Source organism: Nostoc sp. (assembly GCF_036918015.1).
Lineage (GTDB): Bacteria > Cyanobacteriota > Cyanobacteriia > Cyanobacteriales > Nostocaceae > Nostoc.
In genome coordinates this window covers 1-18,530 of sequence record NZ_JBALEO010000093.1, presented here as the reverse complement: position 1 = coordinate 18,530, position 18,530 = coordinate 1, and the positions used below count along the sequence as shown (strand labels likewise).

Annotated in this window: 15 protein-coding genes; 13 read left to right on the top strand and 2 right to left on the bottom strand. The window is 41.8% G+C overall.

All coding sequences use genetic code 11. The annotated features are described in order from the left end of the window. Positions 1-20: 20 nt before the first annotated feature. The gene (locus V7K61_RS29060) at positions 21-560 is read right to left on the bottom strand and encodes an ImmA/IrrE family metallo-endopeptidase (RefSeq protein ID WP_335058921.1); all 540 of its coding nucleotides are present in this window, start codon (positions 558-560) and stop codon (positions 21-23) included. A gap of 8 nt (positions 561-568) precedes the next feature. Next, positions 569-943, bottom strand: a complete 375-nt coding sequence (locus V7K61_RS29055) for a helix-turn-helix domain-containing protein (RefSeq protein ID WP_335058919.1) — start codon at positions 941-943, stop codon at positions 569-571. A 138-nt stretch (positions 944-1,081) separates the two neighbouring features. Between V7K61_RS29055 and V7K61_RS29050 the strand changes: the two genes are divergently transcribed. The 13 genes from V7K61_RS29050 (at position 1,082) to V7K61_RS28990 (ending at position 18,423) form a co-directional block, all read left to right on the top strand. Beyond that, positions 1,082-2,233 (top strand): restriction endonuclease-related protein, encoded by a 1,152-nt coding sequence (locus V7K61_RS29050; protein ID WP_335058917.1) that lies wholly within the window; start codon positions 1,082-1,084, stop codon positions 2,231-2,233. Between the two features lie 4 nt (positions 2,234-2,237). Then, the gene (locus V7K61_RS29045) at positions 2,238-5,858 is read left to right on the top strand and encodes a hypothetical protein (protein ID WP_335058915.1); all 3,621 of its coding nucleotides are present in this window, start codon (positions 2,238-2,240) and stop codon (positions 5,856-5,858) included. Then, entirely contained in the window at positions 5,855-8,797 is a 2,943-nt protein-coding gene (locus tag V7K61_RS29040; RefSeq protein ID WP_335058914.1) for an RNaseH domain-containing protein, read from the top strand. Before V7K61_RS29045 ends, V7K61_RS29040 begins: the two co-directional genes overlap by 4 nt. Positions 8,798-9,170: 373 nt before the next feature. Then, the gene (locus V7K61_RS29035) at positions 9,171-9,329 is read left to right on the top strand and encodes a hypothetical protein (protein WP_335058912.1); all 159 of its coding nucleotides are present in this window, start codon (positions 9,171-9,173) and stop codon (positions 9,327-9,329) included. Positions 9,330-9,798: 469 nt separating this feature from the next. Beyond that, positions 9,799-11,490, top strand: a complete 1,692-nt coding sequence (locus V7K61_RS29030; RefSeq protein ID WP_335058910.1) for an FAD-binding protein — start codon at positions 9,799-9,801, stop codon at positions 11,488-11,490. Between the two features lie 13 nt (positions 11,491-11,503). Then, positions 11,504-11,845, top strand: a complete 342-nt coding sequence (locus V7K61_RS29025; protein WP_322667420.1) for a 4Fe-4S binding protein — start codon at positions 11,504-11,506, stop codon at positions 11,843-11,845. Positions 11,846-11,951: 106 nt separating this feature from the next. Then, entirely contained in the window at positions 11,952-12,719 is a 768-nt protein-coding gene (locus tag V7K61_RS29020) for an SDR family oxidoreductase (RefSeq protein WP_335058908.1), read from the top strand. A gap of 137 nt (positions 12,720-12,856) precedes the next feature. After that, positions 12,857-13,915, top strand: coding sequence for a sulfonate ABC transporter substrate-binding protein (locus V7K61_RS29015; RefSeq protein WP_335058906.1), 1,059 nt, complete (start codon positions 12,857-12,859; stop codon positions 13,913-13,915). 26 nt (positions 13,916-13,941) lie between these two features. Continuing rightward, on the top strand, positions 13,942-15,651 hold the full coding sequence (locus V7K61_RS29010) for a fumarate reductase/succinate dehydrogenase flavoprotein subunit (protein WP_335058904.1): 1,710 nt from the start codon (positions 13,942-13,944) through the stop codon (positions 15,649-15,651). Between the two features lie 2 nt (positions 15,652-15,653). After that, the gene (locus V7K61_RS29005) at positions 15,654-16,376 is read left to right on the top strand and encodes an HAD family hydrolase (RefSeq protein ID WP_335058902.1); all 723 of its coding nucleotides are present in this window, start codon (positions 15,654-15,656) and stop codon (positions 16,374-16,376) included. An 8-nt stretch (positions 16,377-16,384) separates the two neighbouring features. Next, complete coding sequence (locus tag V7K61_RS29000) at positions 16,385-17,080, top strand: HAD family hydrolase (RefSeq protein ID WP_335058900.1); 696 nt, start codon at positions 16,385-16,387, stop codon at positions 17,078-17,080. A gap of 74 nt (positions 17,081-17,154) precedes the next feature. Then, the gene (locus V7K61_RS28995; RefSeq protein ID WP_335058898.1) at positions 17,155-17,937 is read left to right on the top strand and encodes a class I SAM-dependent methyltransferase; all 783 of its coding nucleotides are present in this window, start codon (positions 17,155-17,157) and stop codon (positions 17,935-17,937) included. Positions 17,938-17,961: 24 nt separating this feature from the next. After that, the gene (locus V7K61_RS28990) at positions 17,962-18,423 is read left to right on the top strand and encodes a GNAT family N-acetyltransferase (protein WP_335058896.1); all 462 of its coding nucleotides are present in this window, start codon (positions 17,962-17,964) and stop codon (positions 18,421-18,423) included. Positions 18,424-18,530: the final 107 nt, after the last annotated feature.

Below are 18,530 nucleotides of genomic sequence, written 5' to 3'. Positions count from 1 at the left end.
ATGTTTTACATAACATTTATCTAAATATTTACTCCAGTGACGTTGCTACGGAATCGCACCATTTCCTCACTTGCATTAAAATGCACCGCTATTTCCGTCTGTGTCATTTGACGCTGAACAGCCCAGAGTAGACCCCGATGAGGAATCTGGAAACACCCACCTAAATAAGTCGCTTCATCTTCATCTATCTGTCGGCGCAGAGGAAGCCCAGTATTTGGATCAAAGTGGACAATTTTATGTCTTAATAGCAGGTGTCCAAACTCGTGCATTAGGTTCGACTCGCGTCGCGCGGGAGTATGGCGTGGATTGTTGACAATCCAGAGTGGGTTTTGATTAATAATTCCTGCTGACCATTGGTCGCTATCGAGCAATACGGCTACTACACAAGGGTCTAAGCTGGGAATCTGTTCAGGCGTCAAAATTTTTGCATTCAGTTGAGCCGCCAGCATATCTGCTGGTAATGGGTTAAATGCCCGTAAATTTAATAAACTACGTTGCTCGGTGGCAATTCCTTCACACCTTTGCCTGAACTCAGTTGGTAATTTCTCTGTTAGTGTCATAATTCTTTTTAATCCGGGTGTTGGTTGTCGCTTTGTTGAGAATTATCGCGGTACGCTGCTTTGACTAATTCTGCTAGTGCATTGGCGATCGCTGGATCGAGTTTTTTAGATGCTCGCAATTGAATTTCTATTGTCTCTAATGTGTTGAAGTCAAAAGAGGCTTCGGATTCTTCTGTTTTCTTAAATAGTTCAGATGGTGACGCTTGCAGCCAATTGCAAAGTAATAAAAACGTTTCCATATCTGGCATTTTGCCATTTTCTACCCGTGAGAGTGTAGAAGAACTAATATTACCTATTTCTTTAGCTGTGTCTCGCAGACCCTTGCTCCCTCGCTTCGTCTTCACCATTGCACCCAATAAAGCTGTGTCTAAGTTGTATCCCATACGTACTTACTGTTTCATTTATGAAACGTGTTCCTTTATTGTCTCACATCAGCTATAGTTGTTGTGTATTCTTAAAATGACACGTTTCACTAAAGAAACACAATATCCAAAGGTTGCTTTATACAAAGGAGGTACTTCTTGGATAATAGCGAAATAATCATATTTGATTTCCTGATTGTTGGTTTAGCAGAGTTTTTCCGTCCAGATACTCAATACCAACTTCCGAGATATCCATACCCTGATTTCTTACAGCGTGCCTGCAATACTCTGGCATTGAAGATGACAGCTATTGCTTATCCACGTACTTTAGAAGGTCTTTTTACTCTTTTAGAAAAACCCTTACAAACATGGTATCCACTGGTAATACCGAAAGAGTTTGACTCAGAATATGGCTTAATATACGATAGGGCGCTAAGTGAAGAAGCAAGCCAGTATTTCTACGAACAGCTAGTAAAACGATCGCAACTGCCTGAGTTTGCTTCTGTGAAAATACAGCAAATTGCACTAGAAAACTTCCTGTTTCAGAGGTTGCTGAAGAAATTGCAGGAAGCCAACGAAAAAGATGCTGAACGCGCCCTGCAAGAATATGTTTTACTGCGGCGATTCTTGATTGAGAATCCTTACACTACTTTAGAGCGGCTACGCAACACATTTTCTCAGACGCTTTACATATCTATTAATGATGTTGGCGAATTATACGAAGACTGTAAGGAAAATGAATCTTATTGGTGCTGCGATCGCTGCGGCCCTTTAATTAAAAAACATGGACATTTACGTGGCATTAAGCCAAGCGTTTGCAATGACCATCGTAAAAACTTGTCCCATGTCCGGCGCATTTCTGGGAAGCAAGGTCTGCGTCGCCTCAAGTTTGGTATTCACTGGCGTGTCTGTTTGCCTGGAATCCCAGAGATACATCTATTCCATGCTTTAGAAAAGCTGCATAAACAACAGCCAGAGTATCTTTGTGAAGTTCATCTGTGGCCTGGTATTGACCGTTACGATCTGCAACTACGTTTTGGTGACGGCTCAGTGTGGGCTGTAGATATCAAAGACTACCGAAATCCGTATGATTTGGCTTTTCAACTAAAACCGATATTTGGTGAAGGCGATTTGCGCTATGACGAAAGTTTTTATGTAATTCCTAACCATCGTCTGCATCAGCGCCAAGACTACATCGAAATTCTGCGTGAAGAAGCAACAGGATTGCCAAAAAGCACCCATCTTTTCAGCGATACAGCTTTTGAAGAACGAGTCAGCGCCAAGATAATGCACCTGAGTAAAGGGAAATAGCATTATGAGTCAAATGACATTATTTAAGCCACCTGATATTTTTACAGAACGCTTAAAGGAATTGAAAGATAACTCTGAGCTAGATCGAGAGCAAACCCAATTATTACTTCAGGTAGAACTTGGCTTTGCCTTGATGGAGCGTTTAGAAATGGATGATGAACCAGTAACAGCAGTTTGGGCAATACTCAGTGGTATGCTTTTGCGACACCCACGTTTACAAAACTTAGATGAGGTGCAACGGCGTGCAGTTGCTAACGCTCGGCAAATTATTCCGTTTTCTGCACGTTTTGCCTGGTTGCAGGCATTACGTTTCTACATCCGCAATATTCCGCAAAATAGACGTAACTATGATTTTGATATCCAGGATTTAGATTCTCAGATTATTCATGCTGCGAAACATCTGAGGGATCAAGTCAACCAAAATTTATATGAAAGCTGTTTGAGTGCGGATTTGGAGTTTTGCCAACGCAGGGCTGAACCAGTAAAGGCAGGAGTCGGATACCAATTCCAGGCTAAGACAGAAAAAGAAACAGTCACAATGCAAGTACAGTTCACACCAGAACATTTAAGTACTCCACGACAACAGCCTTGGTTTACTACACCTCGCTCTCGTGAGCCTTTTTCATTAAGAATCCCAGATTTAGAGTCAAATGCAGAGTTCCTCGATCGCCGCGAACAGTTACTCGCACGCCGATATGGTTGGCATGAAACACAAAAGGGACACTGGGTAAGCCGCTTTCATAAAATCAACTTTCACAAAATTCAGGAAGACGGTACGCTGAGTGAGCGGAATACACAAGCGCTGGAGTTAGATGGTTTTGTACATATTGCGGGACAGGTTGCCTCTGGAAAGTCTACCCTGTCAAAGTTGCAGGCCGTTGATATTGTGCGAAATCACCACGATCGCCGCATCACATTGGTTGTCAGTGATGTACAGTCGGCAATTCAGTTAGCAAATCAAATTAATTGGTGGTTCTGTAACGATCCAGAAAATGATGAGCCAGTTGCCGTACCGTTACTAGGACGCAGTAAACGAGACGCGCACCTAAAAAGTTTCTATGCCTCGAAAGACTTTCAGGAACACTGGCAACGCGGACAACCACACTGGGGCGATCGCTTTTTGGGGACAGCTTGTGCTTTACAAGGATTGCTACAGTCTAGCGACATCTTCGACGGTTTGCACGGCAAGCCACTCAAGCCTGGAAACGAGCCATGTCACTCTTTGAAAGAAGCACCAAAAAGTGAAAGCGATCGCAAAAAACAAAACAATAACCCTGGTGTTTCTCACTTATGTCCATTTTTTGCCACTTGCCCATCAAAGCAGGTATATCATGATATGCCAACTGCCCGTGTTTGGATCACAACCCCAGGTGCAATGGCAATGGCTGGTTTACCACGTCATTTGGAATTACGTCCGATCAAAATAGGGGAACTCGTTTATCAACATTCCGATATTGTTGTATTCGATGAAGTAGACACGGTTATTAAGTGGTTTGACGATGTGTATGCTGAGACAGTTTTACTCACAAATGGTGGTGTTTTTGATGACATTGGGGTGAAAACTGAAGATTACATGAGATTTAACCGTGTCAGTCCACCATTGATGCAGCGATGGACAACCGCAGAACGTCATGTACAAAGTGTAGTTACAGCAACATTAACGCTATTAGATAAACATTTGGGACACGAATTTTTGCGTAAATGGATAGAACGTGGCTATTTCACACCTAATTCTCTGCTTTACAAATTTGCTCGTCGCCTTGCCGGACTTGAAGAGTTAGATCATGCTGATGTCACTGAGCAAGAAATTAAGGCTAATAACCGACGTGTACAGGAGATAATGCAGTATTTTGACGCATTACTCGACGATGATCCATTACTTGGGCAGCCTCGATCCAATCCTAAAGTTAATAGACTGGCACTTTTGATTCAACAGATTAATAGTATTGGCGAAAGTGCTACCGATGACAGTATTTATCGTGCTTGTAAAGCCTGGATAGTTGATTTTTTTCCCAATACAGGAAAACGGTTAGCGCGACTGCGATCGCAACTGGAAAAACGTCAAAACAATTTACAGCAGACAGTTAAGAAAAAACGGCAAAAGTCCTCAAAAAAGGAGGAAGAATTAGATCCAGTAGATACTATAGAAACCCTGGCATATCGTTTACAGTTTGCGCTTACCATCACCCTTTTAGATCGGCACACACGCATTGTTTTTTACGAATGGCATCATCGACCACCTATCCTAGATGACGAGCCACCACATCGCCGTATGCCAACAGCAATGTTAAATATTTTACCACTACCTCCAACAGGAAGGCAGTTTGGTACTTACTATTCCCGCAAGGATGACAATCACAACCAATCTGAGAATAGCAGCGAAAATGCTTTATCTTTGTTTGCCTATACGAATATTGGTCGTTACTACATTTTGAACTTTCATCGTTTACTAACAGACTTGGATAGTCAACGCGGCCCTAACGTCTTGGCATTATCAGGAACTTCTTATCTACGAGATTCCACTCAGTTTCATGTTGGCAATCCCCAGGGTATTTTAATGCCAGAGCCGAGCGCCACAGAAGCGATCGCTCAAAGCCGCTTCAAGTTCCTGCCTCAACCGAACCGCAAAAATGAACCTATCCGTATTTCTGGGACACCTGAACGTCAGAAAATGGGAATGTTTAAAGAGATGGCACAAGCGTTAGTTGGCAACAACGGTAGCGGTGATTTAGGACAAGAGCTTGAGGAATTGAAACAGCTTGGTGAGAGCGAGCCAGATTTTTGGCAGGATAGGGAACGCCTACTGTTACTCGTCAATTCCTATGACCAGGCGCGATGGGTAGCAGACGAAATCCGCCAATGTTGGTGGGGTATGCGCGATCAAGTCTACCATTTGCAGCGCGATCGCACCGAAACTTTGACTGAGGATGACATCGATTATCAGTCAAGGATGGAAATTGGCACTCTCAACCGTGCTGACATCGAAACTTTCGTGCTTACTGGCGGCAAAATCCTGGCTGCACCGATAAGTGCTATGGGGCGCGGATTCAACATTTTGAATGCAAATGGCAAAGCTGCTTTTGGTGCGGTTTACTTTCTCACCCGTCCTTATCCTCATCCAGATGATACTCAAGCGATCGCTCAAGAAATCAATCGTCGGGCCTTGGATTGGATAGAAGATGCGAATTTCGTTGCTTGGGAAGGAGACGGAATTTTAGGGCGTGCGGAAGCCTTGCGTCGATTGGCAGCGCGTTACTGGCGATCGGTAGAACATCGCTCTTACTACAAGACACTGCGTCCAAATGAAGAGTTACGTGCCTTTCCGCGGCAAGATTTAGCTGCGACTACTGCTGGTGTAATAGTTCAAGCTGTAGGTCGTCTTTTGCGGGGAGGTGTTCCCTTTCACGCTTACTTTGTCGATGCTGCTTGGGCCCCAAACTATGCCAAAGAGCAAAAACCTGATACACCGCGTACCAGCTTACTAGCAGCAATCATCGATTTGCTTTGTGAATATGTTAATGAAGATTTTATCAGTCAAGCTTTATACCAATCAATAGCAGATGCTTTGGCTGATATCGATGGCTTTAACTGGGAAATAGACCCAAGAGATAGGGAAAGATTATGACTAGTAAAATTACACCAGCAAATATTTTGTTACCTGCACGCATGAGCTTGGTGACAGATGCCTTTGCCAATCTAGAGATTGCTGTGCTGCCATTTCCTTTTGTTCAAGTGGTTGCAGACTTTTGCCGGGATATAAAACAAGTCTTGTATCGTAGCAACAACAGAGAGGTTAGGCCGCCCTATCGTCAGTTAAATAATGCTCTGCTTGCCTGTGCATCTACGCTCACATACGGCTTTGAGTTTCATAGTTTTGACGAGGAAAGGAAGCTTTCTGTATATCAGGCGTTAGCTGTGGGAACACCAGAGAACCCATTGAAGACTCCCACACCCCAGCAAATACATCAATTAGTGATAATTTGGGCGCAGGAATGGACGAAGCAATATCGTGATAAAGGTAAAACAGATGAAGTGAATAGCGTGTGCGATCGCTTCCTCGAAAGGATAGCTGTAATGCCGCCTGATTGGGATTGGCAACGCATTAAGCCAGAGACACTTGTGCGCGATATCAACGCAGAGAAAGGATTGGGATTTCAAGCTATTCCCAGTCTTCTCGCAACCATGTTGCATGGTAAAAAGTGCATAATTCACTCTGGAAAAACAGAGCAGGAAATTCAATGGCGGAAAGTACAGGGAGGTGGTTCGAGTAAGGTTGGACTTTACCTAGTTAGTAAACCGTTTAAGGCGAATTACACGGATAAAAATGGCAAGGAAAGAGAAGGTTATTTTGCTTATCGCCTAGACTTTAATGTTGAGACGCAAGCAGGACGGCTCAATAACAACGGCAATTTAGAGCCGTGGATTTTCTTACATTTAAGTTGCCAGCGATATCCTCATGAACCCTTATTAGATGGCAATTATGGCCGTGACTTCTCTGTTCTCATGGGTATGAACAAGGCACGTTTATCCGATTACGAGGTAGATTCTACCCTAGTACGTCTGGTCATCGAAAACAACGGCAAAGAAACAGAGAATTTGTGGAGATTGCAACTGCCGGAAATGCTTGCATCCTTCAAGGCACGCGCTCTAGAACAGCCAGAAAATATTCTTAACAATCCCGCGACATTGGGTAATTTAAACAACTCAACTAACTGGGGTGATAGAGACGAATATTATCTAATTCATGTTGAAGGGTATGGGTACGAGCATGAGAAACGTAGACGAGGACACAGTATCAAAACGGGATTTAGTTTTCTAGAACGAGGCGATCTCATTGCACGGGTACTGGAACCGCTCAATGGCGTTTTAATACCAGATAATCCAATGCAATCTGATATTCCTACGCCATCTGGTCAGAAAGTACCATTAGCTATGCGCGATTACGAATTTATTTCTAGACCTCGTAAAGGACGCGAATTTTATCAACAAATTGTTGCTGATACTATTTGCCGAGCATTGCAAGGTAAACCAATGCATATTTTTCTTATTTATCGAGAACAAGATACTTATGAAGTGGTTTACCAGAAATTACGCGATGTATTCCTTCTCAATGAAAATGAAGATTTTCCAGCACACATTACAGTTTCAAAAATTTTGATTGATAATGCCAAGCTTTTAGAGAAATTTAATACAAATGGTTTTAGACCTAAAGATGGTAGCAGATTTGATGAGCAGATACGCGATCAGCATCAAAAAAAGCGAGACTTGTGGCGTAGCTTTTTTAAGCAACTTGCTATTCCTCTGATAAATTTTGAGACTAATCCCCACTGTTTAGCAATTATCGAAATTGGCCGAATCAAAACAAAGGGAGTTCTCCCCCAACAGAATATCAAAGGAGCTATTCGTGAAGCTTGTGTCAGAGAGGGAATTAGTTCTCAAATGATACAGACGGTTACAGCAAAATCAAATGATACAGAAGATGATGAAGACAAATCACCATCTTACAGCAAACCAGTAAAAGGGCGTGTGATGAATGCTGTACTCGATGGAACATTACGTCAAATTGGGGCGCTATACGGACTACCTTCTCAAGTTTATGGTTCAGCAAAGATACCGAAAGAAATTGCCCAAGACTTAGATGTAATTGCCTTTTATCGTCACAAAACTACCCAATATCAAGGTGATATTCACTATGCTCTTGCGGTTCGTTTGCGTGCAACGGGTGAGGTAGATGTACTACTTCCCGATGCTAATGATTGGATTCCTTACACACAGGCGGGAATTGCTGTCGGAAAAATTTTTGCTGAGGCACGTAGCGATCGCCAAGAAAATAAAAAGCGCCTTCAAAGTAAAATCAAGTTGAACGGTACACAATTAGTACAGTTTGTTGCACGCGTACTAACCAAACATTTAGACCGACCAACTATTGTTCTAATTGAAGCTGAAGGGTGGCGTAATGGACGCGGTGAAGACAATGATGGCAAAATCTGGCCCCAGTTGCAAAATGAGAACCTTTTGGCAAAACGCAACGTTCTCGACTTCTGCCATGTTCCTGGTAACAGTTGCGAGTATAAGCGTGACAATAAACAACTACAGAACTTATTAGCAGTAATTCGGATTCGCACTGGTAAAGAAACACCGCAGTACATTACCAATCGAGAAGCTTGGAACGAAGATTATCCAGCACGAGATTTCCAACATCTGAGCGGTTTTTACGATAAGTCAGCACCAGAACTACTACATTACTTCTCTGTGGGAAGGCTACCAAAAACACAGAAGGTGCAAGATGAAATGCCAATACCCGAACTTTATAAGCTTGGGTTCCAAGAGGATAAATACGGTGCTAACATTCCATTCAAACATCAACAGATGGTGGAGATAGTGCCGTTCTTTGTACACCCAGATTTTCAGACAGAAGAAGCTTTAAAGGCACTATGTCGAGTACCTCACTATTTAAGATGTTCACCTGCTTGGTCTATGGGAAATATCATTTTGCCATACCCAATGCATTTAGGGCAGAAACTCATAGAAGATCATCTGTGCATACTTGGTGTAAATTTCTAAATTTAACGTGAGGCATAACCAAAGGAATTTGTTATGCCTCGTATTCCTCAAGCTCTGAGCTAACGCTGCAAAAAAGCGCAATTGAGGCAGATGCCTGCGGTGGGAGGAGAAGCTGATTTGGAGGGGTTAGGTGCATTTGATCCAATGCCTTTTGAGATCGTCGCATTCAAGCGATCGCTAGAATAACTTTTACCCAGTTTATTACTAGCTGACTCGGTTGGGCTAAACTTTATTTTTACAACCAAACAAAACATACGATAAATCGATAGTCTTATAGTAGTATACTATGAGATTTGCATAGATGAGGATAAAAAATAAGGTATATCTCCCCAGTCCCCATTTGATTTGGAGGCAAGAATGTCAGAACCACGCTATGGTATTTGGCCCCCTCAATGCGCCAGATGAACCGATTGATGCTAGTTATGAACGCACGCGATCGCTAGTATTTAGAAGCAGAACGTTTAGAATATGTCGCAACCTTAGTCGTATAGCACCTTTTCAACTAGATAAGAAATTAACTTGCAATACTTAATGTTTGATAAGCTAACAATTAGAGTATCATGTTAACTGTAATTCGCCGTACACTCTTTGTATATATTATGCAAACTCTATCTACTGCATAAGTTAGTCAGACAAATCAGCGAGACCTCTGGTATAGCGATCGCTAACGCAATTTTATAGACAAAAAAGCAGATGAGCAAAACACGTGAGTAATAGTAGCTCATTGTCGAAGATAACACCGATGACAAATTAACCCGGATTTCTCACCACACCTCTCAAAGCCTGCGCTTGTGCAGGGGAGCAGGGGAGCAGGGGAGAGAACAAAAATACCAAGTTCTTTCCCCTCTGCCCCTCCGCCCCTCTGCTCCATCAAACGCCTGAAGCTTGTGAGAAATACGGGATTAAGTGGTGCTTAAAATGCAGGCGGGTGGATTTTTGCCTGTAGAAGCTGCTCACAGTGGTAAAGAAATTATGTTGACTGCTAAAAGGAGGACAAGGAATTGCTAACAGAAAATGAACTACAACTATCTGCTGATGTGCTAGTAATTGGTGGTGGTCCTGCCGCCGCATGGGCAGCATGGGCAGCCGCATCCCAAGGAGTCAAAGTCATCATTGTTGATAAAGGTTTTCTGGGTACGAGCGGTGCAGCTGCTGCTAGTGGTAACGGCATCATGGCTCCTTCTCCAGAGAATTGGGACAAAGTTTTATCGGAGCGTTATCGCGCAGGAAAAACCCTCGCTAACTCACGTTGGATTGAGCGTGTGATCGAAAAAACTTGGCTCAGTTTGCCCTTAGTAGAAGATTGGGGCTATCGTTTCCCCAAGGAAAATGGGGAATCTGTGCGCCAGAGCTATTATGGCCCTGAGTATATGCGGGTACTTCGCAAAAACCTCTTGCGTGTTGGTGTACAAATTTTCGACCAAAGCCCGGCTCTAGAACTTTTATTGGCTGACGATGGCTCAGTAGCCGGGGCAAGAGGTGTGCAGAGGCAACATCATCGTAGCTATACCGTTCGTGCTGGTGCAGTAGTCTTGGCAAATGGCGGTTGTGCATTCTTGAGTAAAGCATTAGGGTGCAATACTAATACCGGTGATGGGCTGCTGATGGCAGTGGAAGCTGGGGGGGAACTCTCTAGTATGGAAGCTTCCAATCACTATGCAATTTCGACCGCTTTTAATGCCACAGTGACGCGGGGTGTTCCCTTTGGCTGGGCTAGTTACACCGATGAAGCCGGTAACGATCTTGGTGGCTATATCGATGGTCGTCGCGATCCATCGTTCCTTCCCAATGCCCTCCTGAAAGGCTCCGTTTATGCCCGTTTGGATAAAGCCACACCTGAAGTCAAGGCAGTAATTGAAAAGTCTCATTTCATCTCTTTTCTACCCTATAAAAAAGCTGACATTGACCCCTATACAGAACGAGTGCCTGTAACCCTAATTTTAGAAGGTACAGTCCGTGGTACAGGTGGAATCCGTTTGACTGATGATAGTTGCGGTACAAAGGTTCCTGGACTCTACGCCGCCGGTGATGCTGCATCGCGGGAGTTTTTAGCCGGGTTAGCTTCTGGAGGCGGTGGCCCTAATGCTGCTTGGGCAATCTCTACAGGACAATGGGCTGGAGTTGGGGCAGCTACTTTTGCGAAAAGTTTGGGCGATCGAGCAAATGAACGGGTTGCGCGTCCTGCTGGTCAAGTGGGATTGCGATCACCTACGGTGGGCGGAACGCCATCGCCTATGGCGGGGCGTAGCCCATCGCCTTCACCATCTTCTGAATTCGATAGTGAGGCGATCGTGCGTGGTGTACAAGACCAGATGTTCCCGTTGGAAAAGAACTACTTGCGTTCTGAGCAGGGACTTCTGGATTCCCTGGCCAAATTAGAAACTCTGTGGCAGCAAGTACAAGGGAACCCGAAACAAGATACAGTGCGCGATGTAGAATTTTCTCGTCGAGCGGCTGCTCTGACGGCTGTAGCGCGATGGGCATACTTTAGTGCTTTACATCGCACGGAAACACGCAGCGAACATATTCGTATGGACTATCCCGAAACCGATCCAAATCAGCGTTATTACCAAGCAACCGGCGGCTTAGAAAGACTTTGGGTAAGGCGTGATTGGATAACAGAACCGCAAAGCGTCTACGCTACACCACCAGTACAAACCACTCAAACCACACCCTCTGTATCAAAGTTGTAGTAGGAGCAGAATCATGATCGAGCTTGTCAGCCATAAACTTTGTATCAATTGCAATCTGTGCGTCCAAGTATGTCCTACTAATGTTTTTGACTCTGTACCAAACCAACCACCTGCGATCGCGCGACAAGAAGACTGTCAAACTTGTTTCATGTGTGAGGCATATTGTCCTGCGGATGCGCTCTATGTTGCGCCTGAATCTCACACTAATGTTGCAGTCAATGAGGACGAATTAATTGAAAGTGGCATCATGGGTGAATATCGTCGCATCTTGGGTTGGGGATATGGCAGAAAAAACAATAGTGAATTAGATACTGCTCATAAACTACGCCAACTGCCGCGCCCCTATCAAAGTTAATTTCAGTAGGCTTGATTCTTAGGAAAGAAATACACCTAAGAATCAAGCCTTTGTAGCAAGTTTTTGGTCAGATATCGGCTCAATAGCACCCTGAAAAGTAATTTTTGTGACGTTATCAGAGTTTTCCTTGGCTGGAAAAGTTGCCTTAGTAACTGGAGCGGGACAAGGTTTGGGACTAGAAATTGCCAAATCACTTGCCAAAGCTGGTGCGCGTGTCATCGTCAATGGGCGAAATTTTGAAAGGCTGAATCAAGCAGTTGCAGTTATTGAATCAATTGGCGGATTAGGTTTTTCATTACCGTTTGATGTGACAGACGAAGTTGCGGTTCAAAGTGCGTTTATTGAGATCCGAGAAAAGCACGGCTATTTAGATATTTTGGTTAATAATGTGGGAATGCGCGATCGCCGTGGATTGTTTGAGTTTGAAATGGATGCAGTGCGTCGGTTAATCAATGCTGATTTAATTGCACCATTCAATTTGTCACGAGAAGCGGCAAAACTGATGATGCACAGGGGTGAAGGTCGGATCATTAATATTACGTCAATAGCAGGACAACTTGCAGGTGCGGGTGACGCAGTTTATACGACAGCTAAAGGAGGACTCGAAGCCCTAACCCGTACACTTGCCGCAGAACTTGGGGCTTTTGGAATTACAGTCAATGCAGTCGCTCCAGGCTTTTTTGCAACAGAGAGTAATGTTGATGTAGTTGCCGATCCAGCAGTCACAGAATGGTTGAAACATCGAACTTCTCTGGCGCGTTGGGGATCTCCACAAGAAATTACAGGCGCTGTTGTGTTCTTCGCTTCTCCAGCCGCATCTTACATCACGGGACAGGTTTTAGCTGTTGATGGTGGCTACCTTTCCCATTTCTGATTAATTGTTATTATCCGTAGACATACTTTTTCGGATCTTGCATTTGCAGCTTATCTGTGTGAATATTCTATGAGCCAAATACGGTAAATCACGCGATTTATCGTAGTATTTATATTGATTGTAGTTTAAATGTACTTATGCTCACTAAGTATTTACCACATCGACTGATGAGGATTGTCAGCAGCTTTCTTCAAAATTATGAAATATCCAGAATTGGTATATTTGCCTTATTCTTTACCTGTGGGTTAAGTTTGACTCTTGTGATATCTGCGTGTTCTGCTAACAATACAGGTAACTCTGTAGCAACACAGACAGCAAATCAAGGTGTAGTAGTTCGTATCGGCTATCAAAAAGCGGCGACTATTCTCAGCGCTCTCAAAAACCGAGGCAATTTAGCGCAAACTTTAACGACTGCTGGTGCTTCGGTGACATGGGCAGAATTTCCTGCCGGCCCACCCATGCTAGAAGCAATGAACGCAGGTAGTATTGACTTTGGCTATACAGGTGAATCACCACCAATATTTGCCCAAGCCGGAGGTACTCCCTTGCTTTATGTTGCTTACGATCCTTGGAGTCCCAAAGCTGAAGCAATTATTGTACCGAAAGATTCACCAATTAAAACGGTTGCTGACCTGAAAGGGAAAAAATTAGCCTTTGCTAAAGGCTCGAACACTAACTATCTTGTTGTCAAAGCTATAGAAGCTGCCGGATTAAAGTATAGTGACATTAAACCAGCACATCTAACACCAGCAGATGCCCGTGCAGCATTTACTGGTGGTAACGTTGATGCTTGGGCAATTTGGGACCCTTACCTAGCAGCAGTTGAACACGACACAAAGGTTAGGATATTAACAGATGCGACAAATTTAGCACCGAATCGGGGTTACTATCTTGCGCGTCAAGAGTTTGTTAAATCTCACCCAGATGTGTTGAAAACCCTGTTAGATGAAGTAAGCAAAGTAGATAAATGGGCAACAAATAATCCAGAAGAAGTTGCCAAGTTTTTAGAACCAGAGTTAGGGATTCCCGCAGCAGCATTAGAAATTGCCGAAAAACGGCGAAAATATGGCGTTTTACCGCTAACAGATGAAATAATCACTCAGCAACAAAACATTGCTGATACTTTTTACAAAATCAAGCTAGTTCCCAAGCAAATCCAAGTCAAAGATATTGTTTGGAACGGTAATAAATCTTAGAAGTTTCTCCCTACTCGCAAAAGCTTATGGACATCAATACCCAACAAATAAAAACTGATGTACTTGTCATTGGTGGCGGTACAGCCGGGACAATGGCTGGAATTAAAGCCAAACAAGCGAATCCCGATGCAGAGGTGCTGATCTTAGAAAAGGCTAACATCCGACGGAGTGGTGCGATCGCAATGGGTATGGATGGTGTGAATACCGCAGTCATTCCCGGCCATTCCACCCCGGAACAATACGTGCGCGAAATCACCCTAGCTAACGATGGCATTGTCAACCAAAAAGCCGTATATCAAACAGGCAAATTAGGTTATGAAGTTATCCAAGAATTAGAAAGTTGGGGCGTGAAATTTCAAAAAGATGCTCAAGGCAACTATGACTTAAAACAAGTGCATCGTGTGGGTAAATATGTCTTACCCATGCCAGAAGGAAAAGACCTCAAAACAATTCTTACCCGCCAAGTTAAACGCCACAAAGTCAAAGTCACAAATCGCGTCATGGCAACCCGCGTCTTAGTCAAAGAAGGACGTGCTATTGGGGCGGTGGGATTTGATGTCAGAAACGGAGATTATATAGTCATTCAAGCTAAAGCAGTCATCCTGTGTACAGGTGCTTGTGGCAGATTAGGATTACCTGCTTCCGGCTATCTCTACGGCACTTATGAAAATCCTACCAATGCCGGAGATGGCTATTCAATGGCTTATCATGCAGGTGCAGAACTTAGTAATATTGAATGCTTTCAAGTTAATCCTTTAATCAAAGATTACAATGGCCCCGCCTGTGCTTATGTCGCCGGGCCTTTTGGCGCACATACAGCCAACGCCGAAGGAAATCGCTTCATTAGTTGTGACTATTGGAGTGGTCAAATGATGTTGGAAATCTGGAAAGAATTAAATTCTGGAAAAGGGCCAGTCCAACTCAAAATGACCCATCTTGATGAAGATACAATTGCCGAAATCGAATCCATCTTGTGGGCGAATGAACGACCGAGTAGAGAACGTTTTCATCAAGGTAGAAATGAAGATTATCGCACTCACGGCGTAGAGATGCACATTTCCGAAATTGGCTTATGTAGTGGTCATAGTGCTTCTGGTGTATGGGTGAATGAAAATGCTCAAACAACCGTCACAGGTTTATATGCAGCCGGAGACATGGCCAGTGTTCCCCATAATTACATGATTGGGGCATTTGTTTTCGGTCGCATAGCCGGAACTCATGCCATTGAATATATCCAAGATTTGGATTTTGTCGAACCAGATACAGATTTTTTAGAAGCTGAAAAAGCCAGAATTTATGCACCTTTAACTCGCCCTAATGGTGTACCTCATACTCAGGTAGAATATAAATTAAGACGCTTAGTTAATGATTATCTGCAACCACCAAAATCAGGTAATAAAATCGAGATTGGTTTAAAACATTTTGTCCAATATCAAGAAATATTAGATTTAATGGGCGCTCGTGACCCTCATGAATTGATGCGTAGTCTAGAAGTTCACTTTATTCGTGACTGTGCAGAAATGGCAGCCAGAGCATCATTATATCGTCAAGAAACTCGTTGGGGTCTTTATCATTACCGTTTAGATTATCCCGAAAAGAATGATGAAGAGTGGTTTTGTCATGTCAACTTAAAGAAAGATGAATTAGGACAAATGGTATTGTTTAAGCGTCCTGTTGATACTTATATTGTGGGTGTGGATATAGATCGTGAAGTTTATGATATAGCAGCGAGATAAAAATGAAATATTTATTTTGGGATTTTGAGCATACACTAGGTTATCGTGATGGAATGTGGAGTGAAACATTACATTCAATTTTAATATTGAATGGAATCTACAATATAGATTTAGAAGATATTCGACCATTCTTGAAGAATATCTTTCCTTGGCACTCGCCTGAAACTCCCCATAGTTTATTGTTTAATGAAAAAACATGGTGGGAATACATGAATGAATACTTTGCAAAAATATATGAGAGAGTAGGGATAAATAGAAATCAGGCGATAAAATATGCTTTACAAGTCCAAAATGAATATAAGAATATTGAAAAATGGCATTTATATGATGATGTAATTCCTACTTTACAAGATACCATCAAGAATAATTATAAAAATATAATTTTATCAAATCATATACCTGAGTTACACGAAATCATAGAGCAATTAAATATTACAGAATACTTTGAAGAAATATATACATCTGGAAAAATTGGATATGAAAAACCCAACCTCAAATTTTATGCTCATGTCATCAATGATTTAAAGATTGAAAAAACAGAATGTGTAATGATAGGTGATAGCTACAATGCTGATATCGCTGGAGCTTTACGGGCAGATATACAAGCAATTTTAGTCAGGAAGCCTAATGATAAAAATTATAAACTTTATAGTCAAGATTTCAGAGGAATACTAAAAATAATTAGAAAAGTCTCAACTATGGAAGAAAGTATTTTCGTAAATTAAAGAATTCAATGAGTTATAAAGCCATAATTTTCGACCTCGATAATACACTATTAAATTTTGAAATATGTGAACGTCAAGCTATTCTTGGTGCCTTGGAAGCTTGTACAATATCTTTGGATTTACATGGGATAAGTGAAAATGTTTTTCTGCAAGCATTTGAAACTTATAATTCCAAGTACTGGAGACAGCGAGAAATCTTTTCTCCTAGTGAGTTAATCGAGATGTCTTATCGAAGTACACTTGCTCAATTAGCTATACAAACAGATCAAATCAGCAATCTTAGTCAAAGTTTTTGGCATATTTTTAATCATTCGGGCGTAATGGAACCTGATGTAAATGAAGTACTAACTGCTCTCGCAGGTAATTATCGTTTGGCTGTCATTACGAACGGGTTTGTATCAGCGCAACTACCCAGAATGCAAGCTGCTGGAATTGAGCATTTTTTTGAAGAAGTTGTAGTTTCTGAAGCAATTGGTTTTGCCAAACCATCTCCTCAGATATTCCATCATGCTTTATCTAGGTTAAATTTAACATCAGCACAAGTTCTTTACGTTGGAGATTCTCTTACTCATGATTATGCGGGAGCAACACAAGTCAAAATGGATTTTTGCTATTACAACAGAAAAAATCAAAATTTACCACAAGAAGCAAAACCAAAGTTTATGATCAGTGAACTCTTAAATTTGCTGGAATTGTTTAACTAACAAAATTTTGATTTTTTCATCTAAAGTTAAATTTTAAATAGTTCATTTTAAATTATTTTTAAGAATTTTCTAATATGTCTATATATAATTCAATTGGTCAACAATACTCAAAAACTCGCGTTCCTGATATCCGTATTGTCAACAAATTAATTGATTTACTCAATTTACCCAAAGATAGCATTATTGCTGATATCGGCGCTGGTACTGGTGGTTACAGTCTAGCGCTAGCTAATAAAGGATTTCTTGTTAATGCTGTTGAACCTTCTGTAGTTATGCAAAAACAAGGAGTAGAACATCAGCAAATTAAGTGGTTTACTGGCTATGCAGAAAATTTACCTCTACCAGATAAGTCTGTTGATGCTGTTGTAAGTATCCTAGCAATTCATCACTTTTCTCATCTCGAAAAAGCTTTTCAGGAAATGCACAGAATAATTAGAGATGGGGCAATAATTTTGTTAAGTTTTGATATTAGATTAGCTCAGAAAATATGGCTTTATGATTATTTTCCATTTTTGTGGGAAGATGCGTTACGATTTTTACCACTTAACAAACAGGTTAATTTAATTCAGAGTAATACTAAAAGACGTGTTGAAGCTATACCCCTTTTTTTACCATACGATTTATCTGATTTATTCGCAGCAGCGGGCTGGAGACGGCCAGAGTTATATCTTCAACCAGAAGTACGTGCAGGAATATCATCTTTTGCGTTAGCTAATCAAGATTTAGCAGAACAAGGAGTAAAGTTACTTGCAGCAGATTTAAGTAGTGGGGAATGGACGAAAAAATATGGTGATATTCACAATTTGACAGAGATTGATATAGGCTATCGTTTTGTCCGTGCAACGCTGGATAACTAAATAATTGTAATTTTAAATTATATTATGACAAATAAAGTTACTGTAGGTGAGAAAATTAAAATTAGACAAGCTGAGATTAAAGATGTAGAGCAAATTGCTAGTCTTTGCGAACAACTTGAATATTCTGTGACAAATCAACAAATAGAGCAACGCCTTACTAAAATTAAAAATAACGATGCTCATATTGTGTATGTTGCCACTGTAGAAGATGAATATGTAATTGGTTGGGCGCACGCTCATATTTGTGAATCAATAGTTATTCCAACTCCAGCGCTTATTTTGGGATTAGTTGTAGATAAAAATTATCGTCATAGTGGAATTGGACGTTTTTTGATGCAGCAAATTGAACAGTGGGCTTCTCTGGCTGGATGTGATAGTGTTCTGCTACGTTCTAATATTAAACGCAAAGAAGCTCACTTGTTTTATGAAAAAATTGGCTATACCAATATCAAGCAATCATTAACTTTTTATAAAAAATTGCTGTAGTGATAAATATGTAGTGCGATCGCTATCTCCTGTAGGTTGGGTGGAACGTAGTGGAACCCAACACATGATATTGGGAAAGCAGAAAATATTTACACTATAATAATCTC